General features: G+C 41.1%; 16 protein-coding genes. 4 read left to right on the top strand and 12 right to left on the bottom strand.

The annotated features are described in order from the left end of the window. Positions 1 to 23: 23 nt before the first annotated feature. Genes murG through mraZ form a run of 10 tightly spaced genes read right to left on the bottom strand, consistent with a single transcriptional unit; the run spans position 24 to position 11,099 of the window. Entirely contained in the window at positions 24 to 1,100 is a 1,077-nt protein-coding gene (gene murG, locus FLM54_RS02500) for an undecaprenyldiphospho-muramoylpentapeptide beta-N-acetylglucosaminyltransferase (RefSeq protein WP_010390701.1), read from the bottom strand. After that, positions 1,097 to 2,272 (bottom strand): cell division protein FtsW, encoded by a 1,176-nt coding sequence (ftsW, locus tag FLM54_RS02495; protein WP_010390699.1) that lies wholly within the window; start codon positions 2,270 to 2,272, stop codon positions 1,097 to 1,099. The genes murG and ftsW overlap by 4 nt, the downstream gene beginning before the upstream one ends. Further along, entirely contained in the window at positions 2,269 to 3,603 is a 1,335-nt protein-coding gene (murD, locus tag FLM54_RS02490; protein WP_178954964.1) for a UDP-N-acetylmuramoyl-L-alanine--D-glutamate ligase, read from the bottom strand. Before murD ends, ftsW begins: the two co-directional genes overlap by 4 nt. Beyond that, a complete protein-coding gene (gene mraY, locus FLM54_RS02485) occupies positions 3,604 to 4,686 on the bottom strand; it encodes a phospho-N-acetylmuramoyl-pentapeptide-transferase (protein WP_054202311.1) in 1,083 nt (360 codons plus the stop codon). Beyond that, the gene (murF, locus tag FLM54_RS02480) at positions 4,686 to 6,068 is read right to left on the bottom strand and encodes a UDP-N-acetylmuramoyl-tripeptide--D-alanyl-D-alanine ligase (protein ID WP_178954962.1); all 1,383 of its coding nucleotides are present in this window, start codon (positions 6,066 to 6,068) and stop codon (positions 4,686 to 4,688) included. Before murF ends, mraY begins: the two co-directional genes overlap by 1 nt. Next, positions 6,065 to 7,543 carry a UDP-N-acetylmuramoyl-L-alanyl-D-glutamate--2,6-diaminopimelate ligase gene (gene murE / locus FLM54_RS02475; RefSeq protein ID WP_178956836.1) on the bottom strand — a complete coding sequence of 493 codons (1,479 nt, stop codon included), beginning with the start codon at positions 7,541 to 7,543 and terminating at the stop codon, positions 6,065 to 6,067. Before murE ends, murF begins: the two co-directional genes overlap by 4 nt. After that, positions 7,536 to 9,353, bottom strand: a complete 1,818-nt coding sequence (locus tag FLM54_RS02470) for a penicillin-binding transpeptidase domain-containing protein (RefSeq protein WP_138608087.1) — start codon at positions 9,351 to 9,353, stop codon at positions 7,536 to 7,538. The genes murE and FLM54_RS02470 overlap by 8 nt, the downstream gene beginning before the upstream one ends. Then, positions 9,350 to 9,676, bottom strand: coding sequence for a cell division protein FtsL (ftsL, locus tag FLM54_RS02465; RefSeq protein WP_010390691.1), 327 nt, complete (start codon positions 9,674 to 9,676; stop codon positions 9,350 to 9,352). The genes FLM54_RS02470 and ftsL overlap by 4 nt, the downstream gene beginning before the upstream one ends. Next, positions 9,673 to 10,611 (bottom strand): 16S rRNA (cytosine(1402)-N(4))-methyltransferase RsmH, encoded by a 939-nt coding sequence (gene rsmH, locus FLM54_RS02460; RefSeq protein ID WP_010390683.1) that lies wholly within the window; start codon positions 10,609 to 10,611, stop codon positions 9,673 to 9,675. The genes ftsL and rsmH overlap by 4 nt, the downstream gene beginning before the upstream one ends. A gap of 29 nt (positions 10,612 to 10,640) precedes the next feature. Further along, positions 10,641 to 11,099 (bottom strand): division/cell wall cluster transcriptional repressor MraZ, encoded by a 459-nt coding sequence (gene mraZ, locus FLM54_RS02455; protein WP_178954960.1) that lies wholly within the window; start codon positions 11,097 to 11,099, stop codon positions 10,641 to 10,643. A gap of 454 nt (positions 11,100 to 11,553) precedes the next feature. Here mraZ and FLM54_RS02450 point away from each other — a divergent pair, with 454 nt between their 5' ends. From FLM54_RS02450 to FLM54_RS02440, 3 genes are read left to right on the top strand one after another with little or no spacing between them, the layout of a single operon-like run. Next, complete coding sequence (locus tag FLM54_RS02450) at positions 11,554 to 11,871, top strand: DUF883 domain-containing protein (protein WP_138608088.1); 318 nt, start codon at positions 11,554 to 11,556, stop codon at positions 11,869 to 11,871. Positions 11,872 to 11,875: 4 nt separating this feature from the next. Then, positions 11,876 to 12,316: a hypothetical protein gene (locus FLM54_RS02445; protein ID WP_178954958.1), complete on the top strand. Its 441-nt coding sequence runs from the start codon at positions 11,876 to 11,878 to the stop codon at positions 12,314 to 12,316. Positions 12,317 to 12,329: 13 nt separating this feature from the next. After that, the gene (locus tag FLM54_RS02440; RefSeq protein WP_178954957.1) at positions 12,330 to 12,572 is read left to right on the top strand and encodes a hypothetical protein; all 243 of its coding nucleotides are present in this window, start codon (positions 12,330 to 12,332) and stop codon (positions 12,570 to 12,572) included. 75 nt (positions 12,573 to 12,647) lie between these two features. Here FLM54_RS02440 and FLM54_RS02435 read toward each other — a convergent pair whose 3' ends face one another. Further along, entirely contained in the window at positions 12,648 to 12,899 is a 252-nt protein-coding gene (locus tag FLM54_RS02435) for a hypothetical protein (RefSeq protein WP_178954955.1), read from the bottom strand. A 147-nt stretch (positions 12,900 to 13,046) separates the two neighbouring features. Then, positions 13,047 to 13,190: a hypothetical protein gene (locus FLM54_RS02430; RefSeq protein WP_178954953.1), complete on the bottom strand. Its 144-nt coding sequence runs from the start codon at positions 13,188 to 13,190 to the stop codon at positions 13,047 to 13,049. A 406-nt stretch (positions 13,191 to 13,596) separates the two neighbouring features. Between FLM54_RS02430 and FLM54_RS02425 the strand changes: the two genes are divergently transcribed. Beyond that, entirely contained in the window at positions 13,597 to 16,635 is a 3,039-nt protein-coding gene (locus tag FLM54_RS02425; RefSeq protein WP_178954951.1) for an EAL domain-containing protein, read from the top strand. Positions 16,636 to 16,700 lie beyond the last annotated feature (65 nt).

Below are 16,700 nucleotides of genomic sequence, written 5' to 3'. Positions count from 1 at the left end.
TCTTTTGCTAATGTCTGTTTCACTTATATTCTCTTATTTGTTACTTGCTCACAGTGCATAGCGACGCTGGCTGTGGCATCTAAAATAGCCTGCTGCTTTGCTTTAGCAGCCATTTTAGTTATTAATAAAGGTTCGGCTAAATAGGGACTTAAAAGTTCAACAATGCTGCGCTGATTAAATTGCCCCTGTGGCATTAATAGTGCCCCTTCTGCCATTACTAAATACTGTGCATTTGCTGTTTGGTGATCGTCAACCGCATGTGGAAACGGTACAAATACCGCCATTTTACCTGCTGCAGCAATTTCACTAACCGTTAGCGCCCCAGCGCGACAAATCACAATATCGGCCCAGCTATAAGCGGTATCCATATCATCAATAAATTCAGCAACAGTTACTTGTTCATCGCCCATTTGTTGCTGCTGGTAACTTTCGCTCACACTAGCAAAATGGCCTTTACCAGTTTGGTGCCAAACATTAATGGCACAGGTATCATTTAAGCGCTTAAATGCTTCAGGCAGTGTTTGGTTAAGTACTTGCGCACCTAGTGAGCCACCCACTACAAGCATATTGATTGGACTTGATATTTCCCGCTTAGGTATATCAACTACACTCTGACGCACAGGGTTACCCACCAGCTCAGCTTTACCACTGGCAAAAGCACTTGGAAATGCAGCTAATACGCGATTCGCAAATTTCGCTAGCCATTTATTGCTCATACCAGCTACGGCGTTTTGCTCATGAATTACCAAAGGGATACCGAGACTTTTTGCCGCAATACCCGTAGGGCCTGTCACGTAGCCGCCCATAGCTAAAACCACGTCAGGGCGTTGTTGTTTTAATACCTTACGCGCCTGCAATATTGCATTAATAACCATGAATGGCGCTTTAATGAGGCGTTTTAAACCATTACCTCGCACGCCTTTTACATCAATAAAATCAATTTCTATGTTGTGCTTGGGCACGACACTGGCTTCCATTCTATCAGGAGTGCCTATCCAGCTAACTTGCCAACCTTGCTGTTTGAGATAATCAGCAACCGCAATCCCTGGGAAAATATGTCCACCTGTGCCCCCTGCTACAACGACTATTTTTTTACTCATCGTTTAGCTCCCCCCGACGTGGCCTGTTTGGTTGCCATCTTCGTTTCAAAATCTACCCGTAATAAAATACCAGTGGCTATGGTCATCATTAATAAACTTGAGCCACCATAGGAAATAAACGGTAGGGTTAGTCCTTTGGTTGGTAATATACCGGCACTGGCGCCTACATTAACCATAGTTTGAAATGCAAACCAAATACCGATAGCTAAAGCTAAATAGCCTTCATATTCTTTACCGTTTTTAAGCGCATTTTGGCCAATTAGTAGCGCTCTAAATACTAATGTTCCTAATACCATTAAAATACTCAACACGCCCATAAAACCAAGTTCTTCAGCAATCACGGCAAAAATAAAATCGGTGTGTGCTTCCGGTAAATATTGTAATTTTTGTACGCTATTACCTAAGCCTTGGCCAAACCAATCACCTTGACTATAAGCCATCAGTGATTGCACTAATTGATAACCTTTACCAAAAGGGTCATCCCAAGGTTCTAAAAAACCCACCACACGCGCCATGCGATAGGGCTCAAACACAATCAGCCCAACTACCAGCGCAATACCGGTTAAAATAAGTGCAAAAAATTGCCAAAGCTTGGCACCGGCTAAAAACAATAAACCAACTGTAGTAACAAACATCACCACCACGGTTCCTAAATCTGGCTGCATTAAAATAAGCGCTGCATAAACGGCAAATACCGCAATAGGTTTTGCAAAGCCTTTAATGTTTTCTTGTACTTCACTGCGCTTACGCACTAAATAGCCAGCGATATAACTAAAAAAGAATAACTTAGCGAGCTCGGAAGCCTGAATATTAAATGGCCCTATAGGTATCCAGCGGGTCGAACCATTCACTTCTCGCCCCACAATTAGCACTACCAATAACAACACTAAGCCGATTAGTAATAAGTAGGGGTTAGCTTTTTTCCACCACGACATAGGTACTTGAGTACTAATGCAAAATAAACAAAACGAGAGCCCTAAAAAAATACCGTGGCGGATAGTAAAATGATAAATGTTGCCAAACAGCCTATCGGCCGTCGGCATTGAAGCACTGGTTACCATCACAAAGCCCACCCCTATTAGCATTAACATGCAATAAAGGAGCGGCACATCATAAAGCTGCGCCGAAGGTTTAGGAGTAAATGCCTCTTTAATATCCGCAAAAGCTATCATGGCAGCTCCTGCAATACACAATGCACAAAATCATCGCCGCGCTGCATATAGTTGTTGTACATATCTATACTGGCGCAGGCTGGGGCTAATAAAACCGTATCGCCTGACGTACTTAATTGTTTAGCAAGCGCCACAGCTTCAGACATGTTAGTGGTTAAATGACCTTTAGCAGTTAGTGCCACTAACTCTTTTGCATCTTTACCAAAGCAAATGAGGGCTTTAACGTGTTGCTCAACATAAGGTTTAAGTGCCTCTAAATCCGCGCCTTTGGCATCACCACCAGCAATAACCACTAAGTTTTGTTGCTTACCCGCTAAACTATCAATGGCCGCTATTGTTGCGCCTACATTGGTGGCTTTAGAGTCATTGAAATACTTAACGCTATTAAGCTCACCCACAAACTGACAACGATGTGCCAAGCCATTAAATTGAGATAATGCAGTTTTATAATGCGCTTTAGTTATTTCAAACGGACTGAGTAACGCCATTACTGCCAATGTGTTTAAATAGTTATGCTTACCAACAACAGCTAAGGTACTTACTGGTAAATAAGCTTCGCCCTTTACCATAAAGTGCGCTTCGTTATTATGCTGCGCTAAGTGGTAATCGCCTTGCGTTTCTCCAAAGCTAACTTGTGATGCTAACGTGCTACTCACTGGGTGTGTTTGTCTATCGTCAGCATTAATAACTAAAAGTTCAGTGCCTTCATATATACTCAATTTTGAATCTATATAAGCTTGATAGCTATCATAGCGATCGAGATGATCTTCTGAAATATTTAGCACGGTTGCACTGCTAGCCTTTAAGCTGTCAGTGGTATCAAGCTGAAAACTAGACAGCTCCAGTACAAACACATCAAAGTCACCGTCAAGTAAATCCAGTACAGCTGTGCCAATATTGCCGCCCAGTGCTACTTTATACCCTGCGGTTTTTAATACTTCATAAGCAAGGGTTACTACCGTTGATTTACCATTTGAACCTGTTACCGCAACAACTGGTTTAGTGTTAATGCGGGCAAATAGCTCAACATCACCAATTATTTCTACACCTGCATTCATTGCCTGTGCAACCGCAGGGGTTTTTAAACTTAGCCCAGGACTAATAATGATCATATCGCAAGCACTGAGTGCCGCATTATTTAAATCACCAAAGTGAGTATTTAAATTAGCGGCATGTTGCTTGAGCCAATCAACACCGGGAGGATTTTCTCGGCTATCGACTACATTGGGCTGTATTCCTTGAGATAATAAAAAGCGCACAATGCCCAGACCGGTTACACCGAGCCCGAGCACTGTTATTTGTTTATTTTTTATCTCGTTTAAATACTGCATTTATCGGATCTTTAATGTCGCAAGGCCAGCGAGCACCAGCACAATAGAAATTATCCAAAAGCGCACAATAACGCGTGGCTCTGGCCATCCTTTAAGTTCGTAGTGATGGTGAATCGGCGCCATTTTAAAAATACGTTGGCCGCGCAATTTATAAGAGCCAACTTGTAAAATTACCGATAGCGCTTCCATTACAAACACGCCCCCCATAATAATAAGTAATAGCTCTTGGCGAACCAGCACAGCAATAATACCTAATGCACCACCTAGAGCTAACGAGCCTACATCGCCCATAAACACTTGGGCTGGGTAGGTGTTAAACCATAAAAAGCCTAACCCTGCACCCACAATAGCGGTACACACCACTACCAATTCACTGGCAAGTGGCAAATGCGGAATGTGTAAATAAGCTGAAAAGTTAATATTACCGGTTAAATAAGCAATAATGGCCAGCGCTGCAGCCACTAAAATTGTTGGCACAATAGCTAAGCCATCTAGTCCGTCGGTTAAGTTTACCGCGTTTGAGGTGCCCACTAATGCAAAATACGTGATTACGATATAAAACAGTCCTAGCTGTGGTAGTACATCTTTAAAAAATGGTACAACAAGAGATGTCTCTGTCGCTTGGGTACTGGTCATGTAAAGTGCAGTTGCTACAACCAATGCAATTACTGATTGCCAAAAATACTTCCACTTAGCAATCAGTCCTTTTGGGTCTTTACGGATCACTTTGCGGTAATCGTCAATAAAGCCAACAATCCCCAATGAACCAATCACAAATAATGTGGCCCATACGTATTTATTAGACAAATCAGCCCACAATAAAGTGCTGGTGAATATTGCCGCTAAAATAAGTAAGCCACCCATGGTCGGCGTACCCGATTTAGACAAATGCGATTGCGGACCATCATCACGTACTGTTTGTCCAATTTGCATGCGCTGTAAACCACGAATTAACTTTGGCCCCAAATAAAGCGACATAATTAATGCGGTCAAAATACCTAAAATGGCACGAAGAGTTAAATACGAAAAAACATTAAAGCCACTATAATATTGAGTTAAATACTCAGCCAGCCAAACTAACATTATGATACTCCATTGATGGCTTGTTGCTGGCCATTAACTAAATCGGTTACTAAAAGCTCCATGCGAGAACTGCGTGATCCTTTCACGACAAGGGTAATTTTTTTATCTACTTTGCTAATACTGTTTTGAATTTGCTGCAGCATTTGCTCACGATTTGAAAAGTGACGATTAGGCAGCTCAAATACATCACTTGCTGACTTACTTAATACACCGAGTGTAAATAGCTCATCAATGCCTTGCGCTAATGCATATTCGCCCACTTCTTGATGATACTTACGAGCATCTTCACCAAGCTCCCCCATATCACCGAGAGCCAAAATACGATGACCTTGAATATCGCTAAGTAAATCAATCGCCGCTTTTACCGATTTAACGTTGGCATTATAAGTATCATCAATAATGGTGAGTGAATCACTAGCTTCAATCAGGTTAACCCGCCCTTTAACTTCATCCATGGTCGCTAGGGCGCTGGCAATTTCTTCAAGTGACACGTCAAACTCACTGGTTAATGCCGCAGCAATAAGCGCGTTGCTAATATTATGCTTGCCTGGCAATGCTAACGTAACCGGAACTCTGTGTTGTTTGGTACATAACATAAAGCTTGCTCGAGCTTGTGCATCTAGGCTGATGTCCTCAGCCCAAATATCCAGTTTTTCACTGCTAGAAAAACATTTAACCTTTCGCGCTGCTAATTTATCAAGCCAATACTGACTAAACTCGCTATCGCAATTAACAATGGCAATGCCATCGTCTTTTAAACCATCGTAAATTTCGCCTTTGGCTTGTGCTACCCCTTGTAAGCTACCAAAACCTTCTAAATGTGCCGCGGCAACATTACATACCACGGCAACATCCGGTTTGGTCATGGCGGTAGTGTAGGCAATTTCACCAATATGGTTTGCACCGAGTTCAATAACAGCATAACGATGCTGTGGCTCTAATCTCAATAAGGTAAGAGGCACGCCAATATCATTATTGAAGTTGCCTTTAGTCGCTAAAACATCCCCTTTACTTGATAAAATAGCGGCACACATTTCTTTAACTGTGGTTTTACCTACACTGCCAGTAATAGCGATAGTTTTAGGTGCAACTTGCGCCATAACCGCTGTTCCAATTGTGCCTAATGCAATACGGGTATCGGCAACTACAAATTGAGCAATGTCGGTATCAACAGCGTGATCGACAATGACTCCAATAGCACCTTTTTGTTTTGCTTGCTCAATAAACTTATGACCATCAAAGTTAGGGCCTTTAAGTGCCAAAAACACTTCACCATCACATAAAGTACGGGTATCGGTGTTTATATTTATTACTTGACGATTATCACCTTGATAATCGGTTGCTAGCACATTAGCTAGCCAATCAAAATCCATTGGGATCATGCTTGAGACCCTCTTACTGCTTGTTTTAATTGTTGTTGTACAAATTGGCGGTCGCAAAAATCAATGCGTTTGTTACCTATAATTTGATAGTCTTCATGCCCTTTACCGGCAATTAAAATAACCTCACCGGCTTTTGCGTTATCTATAGCAAATTGTATCGCAGCATCACGGTCGGCCTCTAAATGGGCGTTTTGTGGGTGTGTTAATCCTGCAGCTACATCATTAATAATTTCATTAGGATCTTCAGAGCGCGGGTTGTCACTGGTAATGATCACTTTGTCTGCAAACTGCTCAGCGGCTTGTGCCATTAGTACACGTTTACCTTTATCTCTATCACCACCACAACCAAACACACAACTCACTCCACCTGGTACATGTTGTTGCAGCGCTTGTAACGCTAGTGCGAGTGCATCAGGCGTATGTGCATAATCAACTACGCAAGTAGGCATATTTGGCGCTGTAAATGCTTGCATTCTGCCTGCTACAGGTTGCAAATACTCACACCCTGCCACTAATTGCGCCAATGGATAACCCAGTGCTAATAATGTGGCTAAAGCAGCGGTCAAATTGTATAGATTAAATTCACCATATAACGGTGACTTTATGGCAATATCACCCCAACTTGTAGTTAATTGCGCCGAAATACCGGTTGCCGAATAGCTAACATCAGAAAAATACACAAACTGAGCGTTTTTAGGAGCTAAGTTTTTACGGCCATAACAAATTAGTTTATTAAAGCTATATTTTTCAATCCATTGCTCTGCTTGTCCGTCATCTTGGTTAAGAATGACATTGGCAGCATCAAAATCACGAAACAGCATCAATTTGGCATCACCGTAACTATCCATGTCACCATGATAATCTAGATGATCACGAGATAGGTTAGTAAATACCGCCGCTTTGAAATGGCACTGATCAACACGGTGCTGCACTAGACCATGCGATGATACTTCCATCGCTACTAAGCGGTGTTGCTGCTCTTTTAAGTCACTTAAAATATGCTGTAAATCCACACTTGAGGGCGTGGTATTTTGCAGCGGTGTTAAATTATCTGGATGGCCATAACCGAGCGTGCCTATGATTGCGGCTTGGGTATGACAAAACTGTGCTAAATGAGCAATCATTGCGGTAGTAGTCGACTTACCATTAGTACCTGTTACGCCAACTAAATCTAGTTCTAGGCTAGGTTGTTGGTAAAATTTACTCGCTAATACAGGTAACTTTTTATTTAGCTCTGAGACTAAATAAAGCGGCTCAAAATCACTTTCAAACTCACACAGTCTGTCGGCAATAATTGCACTGGCACCATTTTCAATTGCTTTATCAATAAACTGTCCGCCATCAAGCTGATGACCTTTTATTGCCACAAACACATCACCTGGTTTTACATCGCGGCTGTCTAAACGCAACTCGTTTACCATTAAACGCGCTGCGTCTATTTCTAAATGTTTTAAAATTGAATGTAAATCACGCACCATCATCTTTGCCCTTCACGTATGCCACAGAGTCTTTGTCTGGGGCAACGTTTAAAATTCTTAATGAATTAGAGATTATTTCTGCAAACGCCGGACCTGCCGTTGCGCCGCCATAATAAACATCTCCACCGGGCTCGTTGATCAATACCACAACAGCTAATCGCGGATTACTTGCTGGGGCAATACCCGCAAAGTAACCCACATATTCGTCACCATAACCACCCGCTGCGGCCTTTTTAGAAGTACCTGTTTTACCAGCTGCACGGTAGCCATCAACTTTAATACGACGTGCAGTACCACCTTCTTCAAATACGCTTTCCATCATATGAACTACAGCTTCAACATCTTGTTGCTGAAAAACACGTTCACCTTCAGGTATAGAGTCTTGCTTTAGTACAGTGAGTGGGCGGTTAACCCCACCTGCGCCTAACATGGCGTAAAAACGAGCCATTTGCGCGGTACTCACGGCAATATTGTAACCAAACGAAAGTGCGGCAATTTCGTGATCTGACCAACGACGATTTGGGTAAAATAAACCACTACTTTCCCCGACCATGCCGGTACCACTATCACTGCCAAAACCCACCTTTTGGTAAAGACCAACAAAATAGTCTTTGGGTACGGTTTGGCTTATTTTTGTTACGCCCATATTACTGGAGTATTTTAAAATTTCGCGCAGCGTCATTTCACCATGATTACGGGTATCTTGTACTAAGCTGCCCCCTAAACGCATCCAGCCTGGGTAGGTATCAACTTTGTCATCCGGTTGGATTGTGCCGTAGTCTAATCCAGCTAAAATGGCTAGAGGCTTAACAGTTGAGCCGGGTTCAAACAAATCGGTAATTGCACGGTTACGACGCTTATGAGGAGCCGCACCGCTTAAATTGTTAGGATTAAATGAAGGACTATTTACCATAGCCAAAACTTCACCAGTTTTAACATCAACCACCATGGCTGAGCCTGAAGTGGCCTTGTAAGTTAATACCGCTGATTTAACCGCTTTGTAGGCAATCGCCTGAATACGCTGATCAATACTTAGTTGAATACTCTCAGGCTCTACTCGCTCGCGCTCATCAAGCACTTCAACTTCACGTCCTTGGGCATCTTTTCGAATCGTACGTCGGCCTTCTTCACCTGTGAGTGCATTTTCGTAAAGCTTTTCTATGCCTTCAATGCCTTTGCCATCGATATTAGTAAAACCAATGATATGCGCACTGACCTCACCGGCAGGGTAATAGCGTTTTGATTCATCTAAAAGGTGAATACCCGGCAGGCGTAAATCGCCAATGTAATTAGCAACAGCTGGAGTAACTTGGCGTTTTAAGTAAACAAAGCGACGAGTAGGATCATCAAGTAGTCGGGTATTAATTTTGCTCGGATCAATACGCAGTACATCGGCAAGTTCACGCCAGCGCAAATCGTTTTTATAATACAGGGCGGTACGCTTGTTTAACTCAGCGACATTTTCACGCAGAGTTTGCTGATCTTCACCATTTTTGCGGGCTTGTCTGAGTACTTTGCTCACCAGTGATTTATGCAAAGCTTTAGGATCGGCATACACACTGACTACAGGTACACTAACTGCTAACTCTTTACCGTTACGATCGAAGATCATGCCGCGTTGCACATGCAATTTTTCAACACGTACCGTACGCTTGTCACTTTCGGAGCGGGCCTTATCGGGTTCAATTACTTGCAAATACGCAGCACGCGATACCAAAGTCACAAACACTAAAAAAATCACCACGCACACCAAAATAAAGCGCCATGCGATTAGGTTGTTGACTGGTTTTTTGCCTCGCGTTCTCATTGTAATATGATTACCTGCTCATCTTGGCTGGTTGGCCGCTTCATTTCTAATTGTGACGTTGCCACTTCTTCAATGCGTGCATGTTGTGAATAAAATTCTTCTTCCACTAAAAAATAACGCCACTCTAAATCCAGTTCATCACGCTCTTGCAGTAACGAATCTTGCTCAATTAATTGCGCACGAGATAAGTGGGTTACCTGTACTACGCTCAAACTTGATGCGAATATCACAACCAACAAGGCCAAGGTGATCTTGTTTGCACCTAGGCCTTTAATTATTTCAATAAATAGATTGGGTTGGCGATAACTCGCTTTTTTACTCATCCCAACCTCTGTGCAATCCTTAGTACTGAGCTGCGAGAGCGTGGATTGCGCGCCACTTCATCAGCACTTGGTTTAATAGCTTTACCCACTGCTTTTAACGTCAGATTTTTATTTATTTGTGCGTCGGTTAAAGGCAGACCTCTGGGTATCGCTTCTCCCTTACTCTGTTTTTTAATAAATTGTTTTACAATGCGATCTTCTAAAGAGTGAAAAGAAATAACAACTAAGCGACCACCCGGCTTAAGAACTTTAATCGCCGCTTGTAATGCAGTTTGAATTTCCTCTAACTCGCTATTGATATAAATACGAATTGCCTGAAACGTGCGCGTTGCAGGATGTTTAAACTTATCTTTAACAGGTACTGCTTCATCAACTAAATCTGCGAGCTGTTTAGTGGTAGTAATTGGCGTATGTTCACGCACTTCCAATATCTTGTGTGCAATGCGCTTACCAAATTTTTCTTCACCTAGCTTTTTGATCACATGGGTAATGTCATCTAGTTCTGCCTCAGCTAACCACTGCGCAGCGCTACGGCCTGTGCTTGGATCCATTCGCATATCAAGCGGGCCGTCTTTCATAAAACTAAAGCCACGAGCGGCGTCATCTAACTGCGGTGACGACACACCAATATCAAGTAAAATGCCATCAACTTTACCAATAAGATCGTTTTGCTCAGCAACTTCGTATAGTTTCGAGAATCGTGAATGAGCAATTGAAAAACGTGAATCGTCGGCAAACTTTTCTGCTGACTTTATCGCTTGTGGATCTTGATCAATAGCCTGCAAGCGACCAGCGTCGCCCAAGCGCGCTAATATTTGCCCTGAGTGTCCGCCACGTCCAAAGGTGCCATCCATGTAAATGCCGTCTGGCTTAATTGCAAGTGCATCTATGGTTTCGTCCATTAATACGGATACGTGTTCAAATTGCGCTGTCATTAGCTATTTTTTGCCTTTTTGTTTTGCTGCTAGAGGGTAAAGTTATCTAAATCGTCATTCGGTTCAAATTCACCAAGCCTTTCAAGCTCAGTGTCTTGGCACATTTGTTCGTGCCAACGCGCCTCATCCCAAATCTCAAATTTATTCATTAAGCCCACCAGCATAATTTTTTTGCCAAGTTCTGCATGTGAGCGCAAAGAAGGCGCCAGCAAAATTCGACCGTTTTTATCAAGCTGATACTCTGTCGCATTACCTAACAACATACGTTGCATCCGTCGCGCTCTGGGATTCATATTAGATATTTTTGCTAAACGGCTTTCTATTTCTAACCATTCAGCAAGAGGGTATAACCAAAGGCAAGGCTCATTGAGTGCAACAGTGCAAATAACCGTTCCCTGATCTTCAGACAATAGCGTGTCTCGGTACTTTGTTGGTACCGCAAAACGTCCTTTATCATCCAAACTCAGTGAACTTGCGCCACGAAACATAAAAAGCCTATTGTAAAATTATTTTAATCAACTTTTTGATTAACCCGATCCAGTTTGATCCACTAAACACCACTTTTTACCACAGTGCTCCAGTTTAGGGCTTGACAAGCCTTTTTGTCAAGTAAGTCACCCAGCTTTAGCACCCCGCGAAGCCTGAAAAAATAAGGCTCAGATTAAAGCGGTTGAATTGTTTAGTAAAAAATCTGATCAGCCAGTAAAAAATTTTTTATCGTTTTTTTTATTAGCTAGCTGGCATTATTTGCTTAATGAATAAACAGTGAATAATTACAATTTTTTTGTTTGTAAAAATTACAAACCATAGTCGCAATAGTTACAGCAATAAACACGTAGAAGTCAGCGTTAAAATTAAAATATAAATATAAAACAACAATTTAAAAACTGGTTTAATCATTGCACTTTAATAATTACTTTTAAAAACTATTAAGGATTGATTATGGCTACGGCAACTAAGAGCAAAGCACCTATTGATACAAAACAAGAGATTGAAGCCCCGTTAACAGATAAGGCAACATCAGCTGCGCATGACGCAGTAGATGCATTATCGAGTAAAGCGGCGGTAGCTGAAAATGGTGTTCGTAAAGGAGCAAGCAGTTCAGCAGAAACGCTTAACGAAAAACAGTTAGCAGCTCGCGAGAAATTAGAAGAATGTACCTCTAAGACTCGTCAACTCGCATCTGAAAATCCACTAGCAACGGCTGGTCTGGCATTTGCTGCTGGTATGTTAGTTACTGCGCTATTTCGTCGTAAGTAATACCATGCAAAACCCAGATTTAACATCAAGCGAATCACAAGCGACGGATTCGCAATCATCAGCAACAAATGCGGATGACTGGCAAGATCATGTTGCCAAGCTTGCTGACTATGCAGCGCAGCTCAAGGATGATTACCGTCAACAAGGAAAGTTGACACATCAGCTGGCAATAGCAGAGTGGAAGCTATCGCTAAGATCCTTAGCACTGATCACTATTTTACTAGGATGTTTTGCCAGTGGCTTGGTGTTATTGTGGGTGGGATTTTTAGGTATTGTAGGCTTTGCTACTTTTGATTTATTTAGCTCGATTTGGCTGAGTATTACTGTAGTGATCAGCCTACAAATTCTATGCTTAATTTGGCTATGGCGAAATGCAGTTTATCTAAGCAAAAAAATTGGTTTTACTAAAACGCTAAATAGTCTAAAGCAGCTGCTTAAGTTATAAGGCATACACAATTATGTTAATCAATTATTTGATCAATTCACCGGACGCTCGAGTGCAACAGCTCCACAAAGAAGTGGCGATACAATCTGAGCTAAAGCGTCAGCACCTTACGGCAATAAAATATCGAGCCAAACGTTTTGCCGCAACAAAAGTGGGGCTCGTTAGTGCTTTTAGTGCAGGCGTGGTTGTGGAGTCGGCAAAGGGAGACACCGACATGGTAAAAAAATACAGTTGGTTAGTAAAACTTCTCGCTTAAAAGTCACTCCTGCATTAATACATCACGACAGTGAACCAAAAAAATGTTTTTACAATCGCTAACCGCTTAGCATATTTAAGCGTCAGTGATCATCACAAACGGGTCTATTTGTGCAATTGGCTGATTAAACGGTTCACCTACTAATTTGCAATGCTTCAACCATCGCTCTAGGCTAACTCCTTGTTGATTAGTAAAACTGAGTACTGGTTGCTCTGTGATATTCTGGCATTGCGGCTCACGCATTTTGTTATTGCTTGGCGTATTGAGCCAAATCTGAAAGTCACGTAAGCCTTGTTCAGCATCAGCAAGTGGCGTTTCACTGTGCATAACACCGCTACCGGTATTTATCCATTACACGTCTCCGGAGCAAGTCACTTCTTTGTTTCCCATTTAATTTTCATGCTCAAATTACACTTTTAAAATATGAATGAAAGTTTCGATACCGCAATGAGGTTGAGGAGGAAAACCATCACTTTACTCACTTTTATCATCGGGCTTAAGCTCACCAATTATTAATAATGACACTAAATATTTACCATCAAACTTAGAATAAGACGGATGTTGACATAATACCCATATTAGGTACTGTGAGCAGCCAGAACATTGATTATTTTTCATTTTTTGCCTAGGGTCGATTTACTCTTTGTTGCCTACATGAATGTAGGTAAGGGCTTTGAGCGGGACGCGGAAGCTTTGCTCGGTTTTTAGGGATGTAAGCCAGTAGAATAACGCAGGAGCAGTTATCAACTGCCCATTTGATTACAAACCTCGCGTCGCGGTTAAACATGCCCTTATTTGTTATGTAAATATATAAGAGATTAAATTATTATTTCATCATGTTTTTCATACGTAAATTAATATATTTCAATCATATGCAACACTATTTTATTGCAAAATCTTAGATATAACCTTAGTACTTCAATGGTTATTTATAGTAGGATTATCAAGCGTCACTCTACTTTGCACTAATTTGGATACGACTATTTTTACTTCATCATTAAAACATCAACTCTACCGCCTTCTTATGCTAATTTGCATACCTGTTGCTGCTATTATTTTAGTAACCTTGTGGTTTAGTCGTGACGCAGCCATTAAAGAGCACGAGACAAAAGTGCGCACCATCACTGAGCAACTAATTATTAAACAACAAAGCATGATTGATGATGTCAAAAAAGTTACTGAGTTTTTAGCAAAAAAACAGAAAAACATTCAATCTTTACCCTCTACTTGTCCAGCGTATTTTTTAGATGTTAAGGCACTCAATGGTAATATCGCGAATATTGGTATAGTAAATAAAAATGGTGACCTAATTTGTACCTCAAAAAGTAGCGACACTAATATTAACATTAGTGACCGTCCCTATTTTAAAAACGCGCTCGCCAGTAAAGAGTTCAGTATTGGCCATTTCCAACACGATCGCAGCCTCAAAGCTCAAAGTATTAACTTTGCTTACCCTATTTTAAATGAAAGCAATGATATTGAAGGCGTTATTGTGACCGTAATCGCTTTAGACTGGTGGAGCTCGGCACTTAATACTTTAAATTTATCGACAGAAATCAGAGCTGTCATTACTGACTCTAACGGTAGTATTTTAGCTAACTACCCTTTTTCAGCCGATAGACTAGGCAACAAATTGGAAAAGTTCGATTTAGCGCATAACTTGCAAGCTGGTGTTATTTTTAAAGGAAAAGATGGTATCCGAAGAGTTTTCCATCAAACAACACTCTATCGTGATGGCAATAACAATAAGCTCTCTATTTATATTACTCAACCAATAGATGAAACACTTGAGCAAATAGATATTAACTTTGTAAAAATGGTTTTAGGATTTTTAATGACCATTTTGCTTTTAGCCGTATTGGCCAGACGATTAGTTAATAAAAGCATATTAAACCCGATTAAAAGTTTAACGCAGGCCGTTAACCGCTTAGCAGCCGGTAATATGCCTCATGACAACGAGCAGCCCAATAGTCCTGAGCTAAATAGACTCTATCATCGTTTTAAATATATGGCTGAAACTCGCTTAACAGCTGAAGCATGCCTTAAACATAAACATGACGAGCTCAATAGCTTGCTTAATGCACTACCTGATGCTTTTTTACGTGTAGATGCCAACGGCAATATACTTGATACCGGTGGCCTTATTAAATCGTTAAATTATAGCCATTCAACACCGCCTAAAAAGCTATCGTGTTTATTCTCTATTGCCAATTTAAAACAAATTGAAGGATACTTAACAACCCTGAGCGCTCCTGTCACTGTTGAGCTTGAAGATAAACAAGACAATCAGTTTTATGAAGCGAAAATCAGCCCAATGAAAAAAGCGGATGAGTTTATAATTGTTATTAGTAACATCACGCAACGAAAGCAAAACCAAGAATCTTTGCATTTAGCGTCATTAGTTTACAACAACAGCAGTGAAGGTATGGCAATCACGGATGAAAATGGCATTATTTATGACGTGAACCCTTCGTTTTGTAAAACGACCTTGTATTCTCGAAAAGAAGTACTCAATAAAACGGTGGGTATTTTATCATCGGGTAAACATGATAAAGAGTTTTATGACTACATGTGGCAATCAATAAATAAAACTGGCCGCTGGCAAGGTGAAATAACCAATCGTCGTAAAAATGGCGAGCTGTATGTTGAATGGTTAACCATAGATACTATTTACGATAAAAATAAAGCCCCAACTAGTCGTATTGCTATTTTTACCGATCTAACCGAGAAAAAACAAGCAGACGAGCTAATTTGGCGACAAGCTCATTTTGATCATTTAACCGACTTACCTAATCGACTAGAACTAAAAGAGCGGTTAAATAAACGCTTTACGCGCGTAAACAACCACGACCAAAAACTGGTCATTATGCTGTTAGATATTGATCACTTTAAAGATATTAATGATACGTTAGGCCATCATTATGGCGATAGATTACTTAAATTAGTATCTGAGCGAATTGTGCAAACAGCCAAAGAGGCTGACTTTGTAGCCCGTATTGGTGGCGATGAATTTGTTATTGTGTTTAGTGACTTACGCGGTGGCGATAATATTAAAAAAATAGCAAAATCACTGCTACTTAGCCTTGCTTCGACTATTTTTATTGAAGATGAAAAAGTGTATATCAGTGCCAGCATTGGTATTGCCTGCGCGCCAGATGATGGCCAAAACCCAGAGCAACTGCTTAAAGCCGCAGATCAAGCTATGTATAAGGCAAAAAATAGCGGCCGAAATGACTTTGAATTTTTCTCACATGATATGCGTGAAGATGCAAATGCAAGAATGCAGTTGCTCAAAGAGCTTCGCTCAGCCATAGAGCTAGAGCAATTTGAGTTATATTATCAGCCTATTGTATCCCTTGATGATTTACACGTTCATAAAGCCGAAGGGCTTATTCGATGGCAACACCCAGAAAAAGGGCTGATCAGCCCAGCTGACTTTATTCCCTTAGCTGAAGAAACCAGACAAATAAATGCGCTCGGTCAATTTGTATTTACTGAAGCACTGCAAACACTTAATGATATTAAAAAACACATTCAAGATGAATTTCAAATTAGTATTAACGTATCGCCGGTGCAGCTCGCAACCACAGACAGTGGTATAGACGATTGGTATGGCATGCTTGAGACAGCAAACTTACCTGCATCGAGCATTGTGGCAGAAATTACTGAAGGCTTGATGGTTAATCCTGAAGAACTGACCCAAAGCCGCCTAAAAGCCTTGGTTAAATCAGGGATGCAATTAGCACTCGATGATTTTGGTACTGGTTACTCATCGCTTGCTTACTTACAAGAAATGGATACCGACTACCTAAAAATCGATAAACGCTTTGTTGATAATATTCAAAAAGACAGCCAGGAGCTGGCCTTATGTGAAGCAATTATTATGATGGCTCATCAGCTTGGTTTAAAAGTAATTGCCGAAGGCATAGAAACAAAATTACAAATGGATTTATTACTTGAGGCTGGTTGTGATTATGGCCAAGGCTATTTGTTTTCAAAGCCGTTGCACAAAACCTCGTTTATGCAGCTGATAAAAACAGACCAAGTGATTAATTTAGACTAAAGGCAGTTAATACGCTCGCTCAGTTATAGCGCGGGTACTAAACTGCCCCTTATTTCGGAATGTTA

The sequence above is a fragment of the Pseudoalteromonas sp. Scap25 genome (assembly GCF_013394125.1).
GTDB lineage: Bacteria > Pseudomonadota > Gammaproteobacteria > Enterobacterales > Alteromonadaceae > Pseudoalteromonas.
The sequence above is the reverse complement of the archived record's forward strand: the minus strand, read 5'-3'. Positions and strand labels throughout refer to the sequence as shown.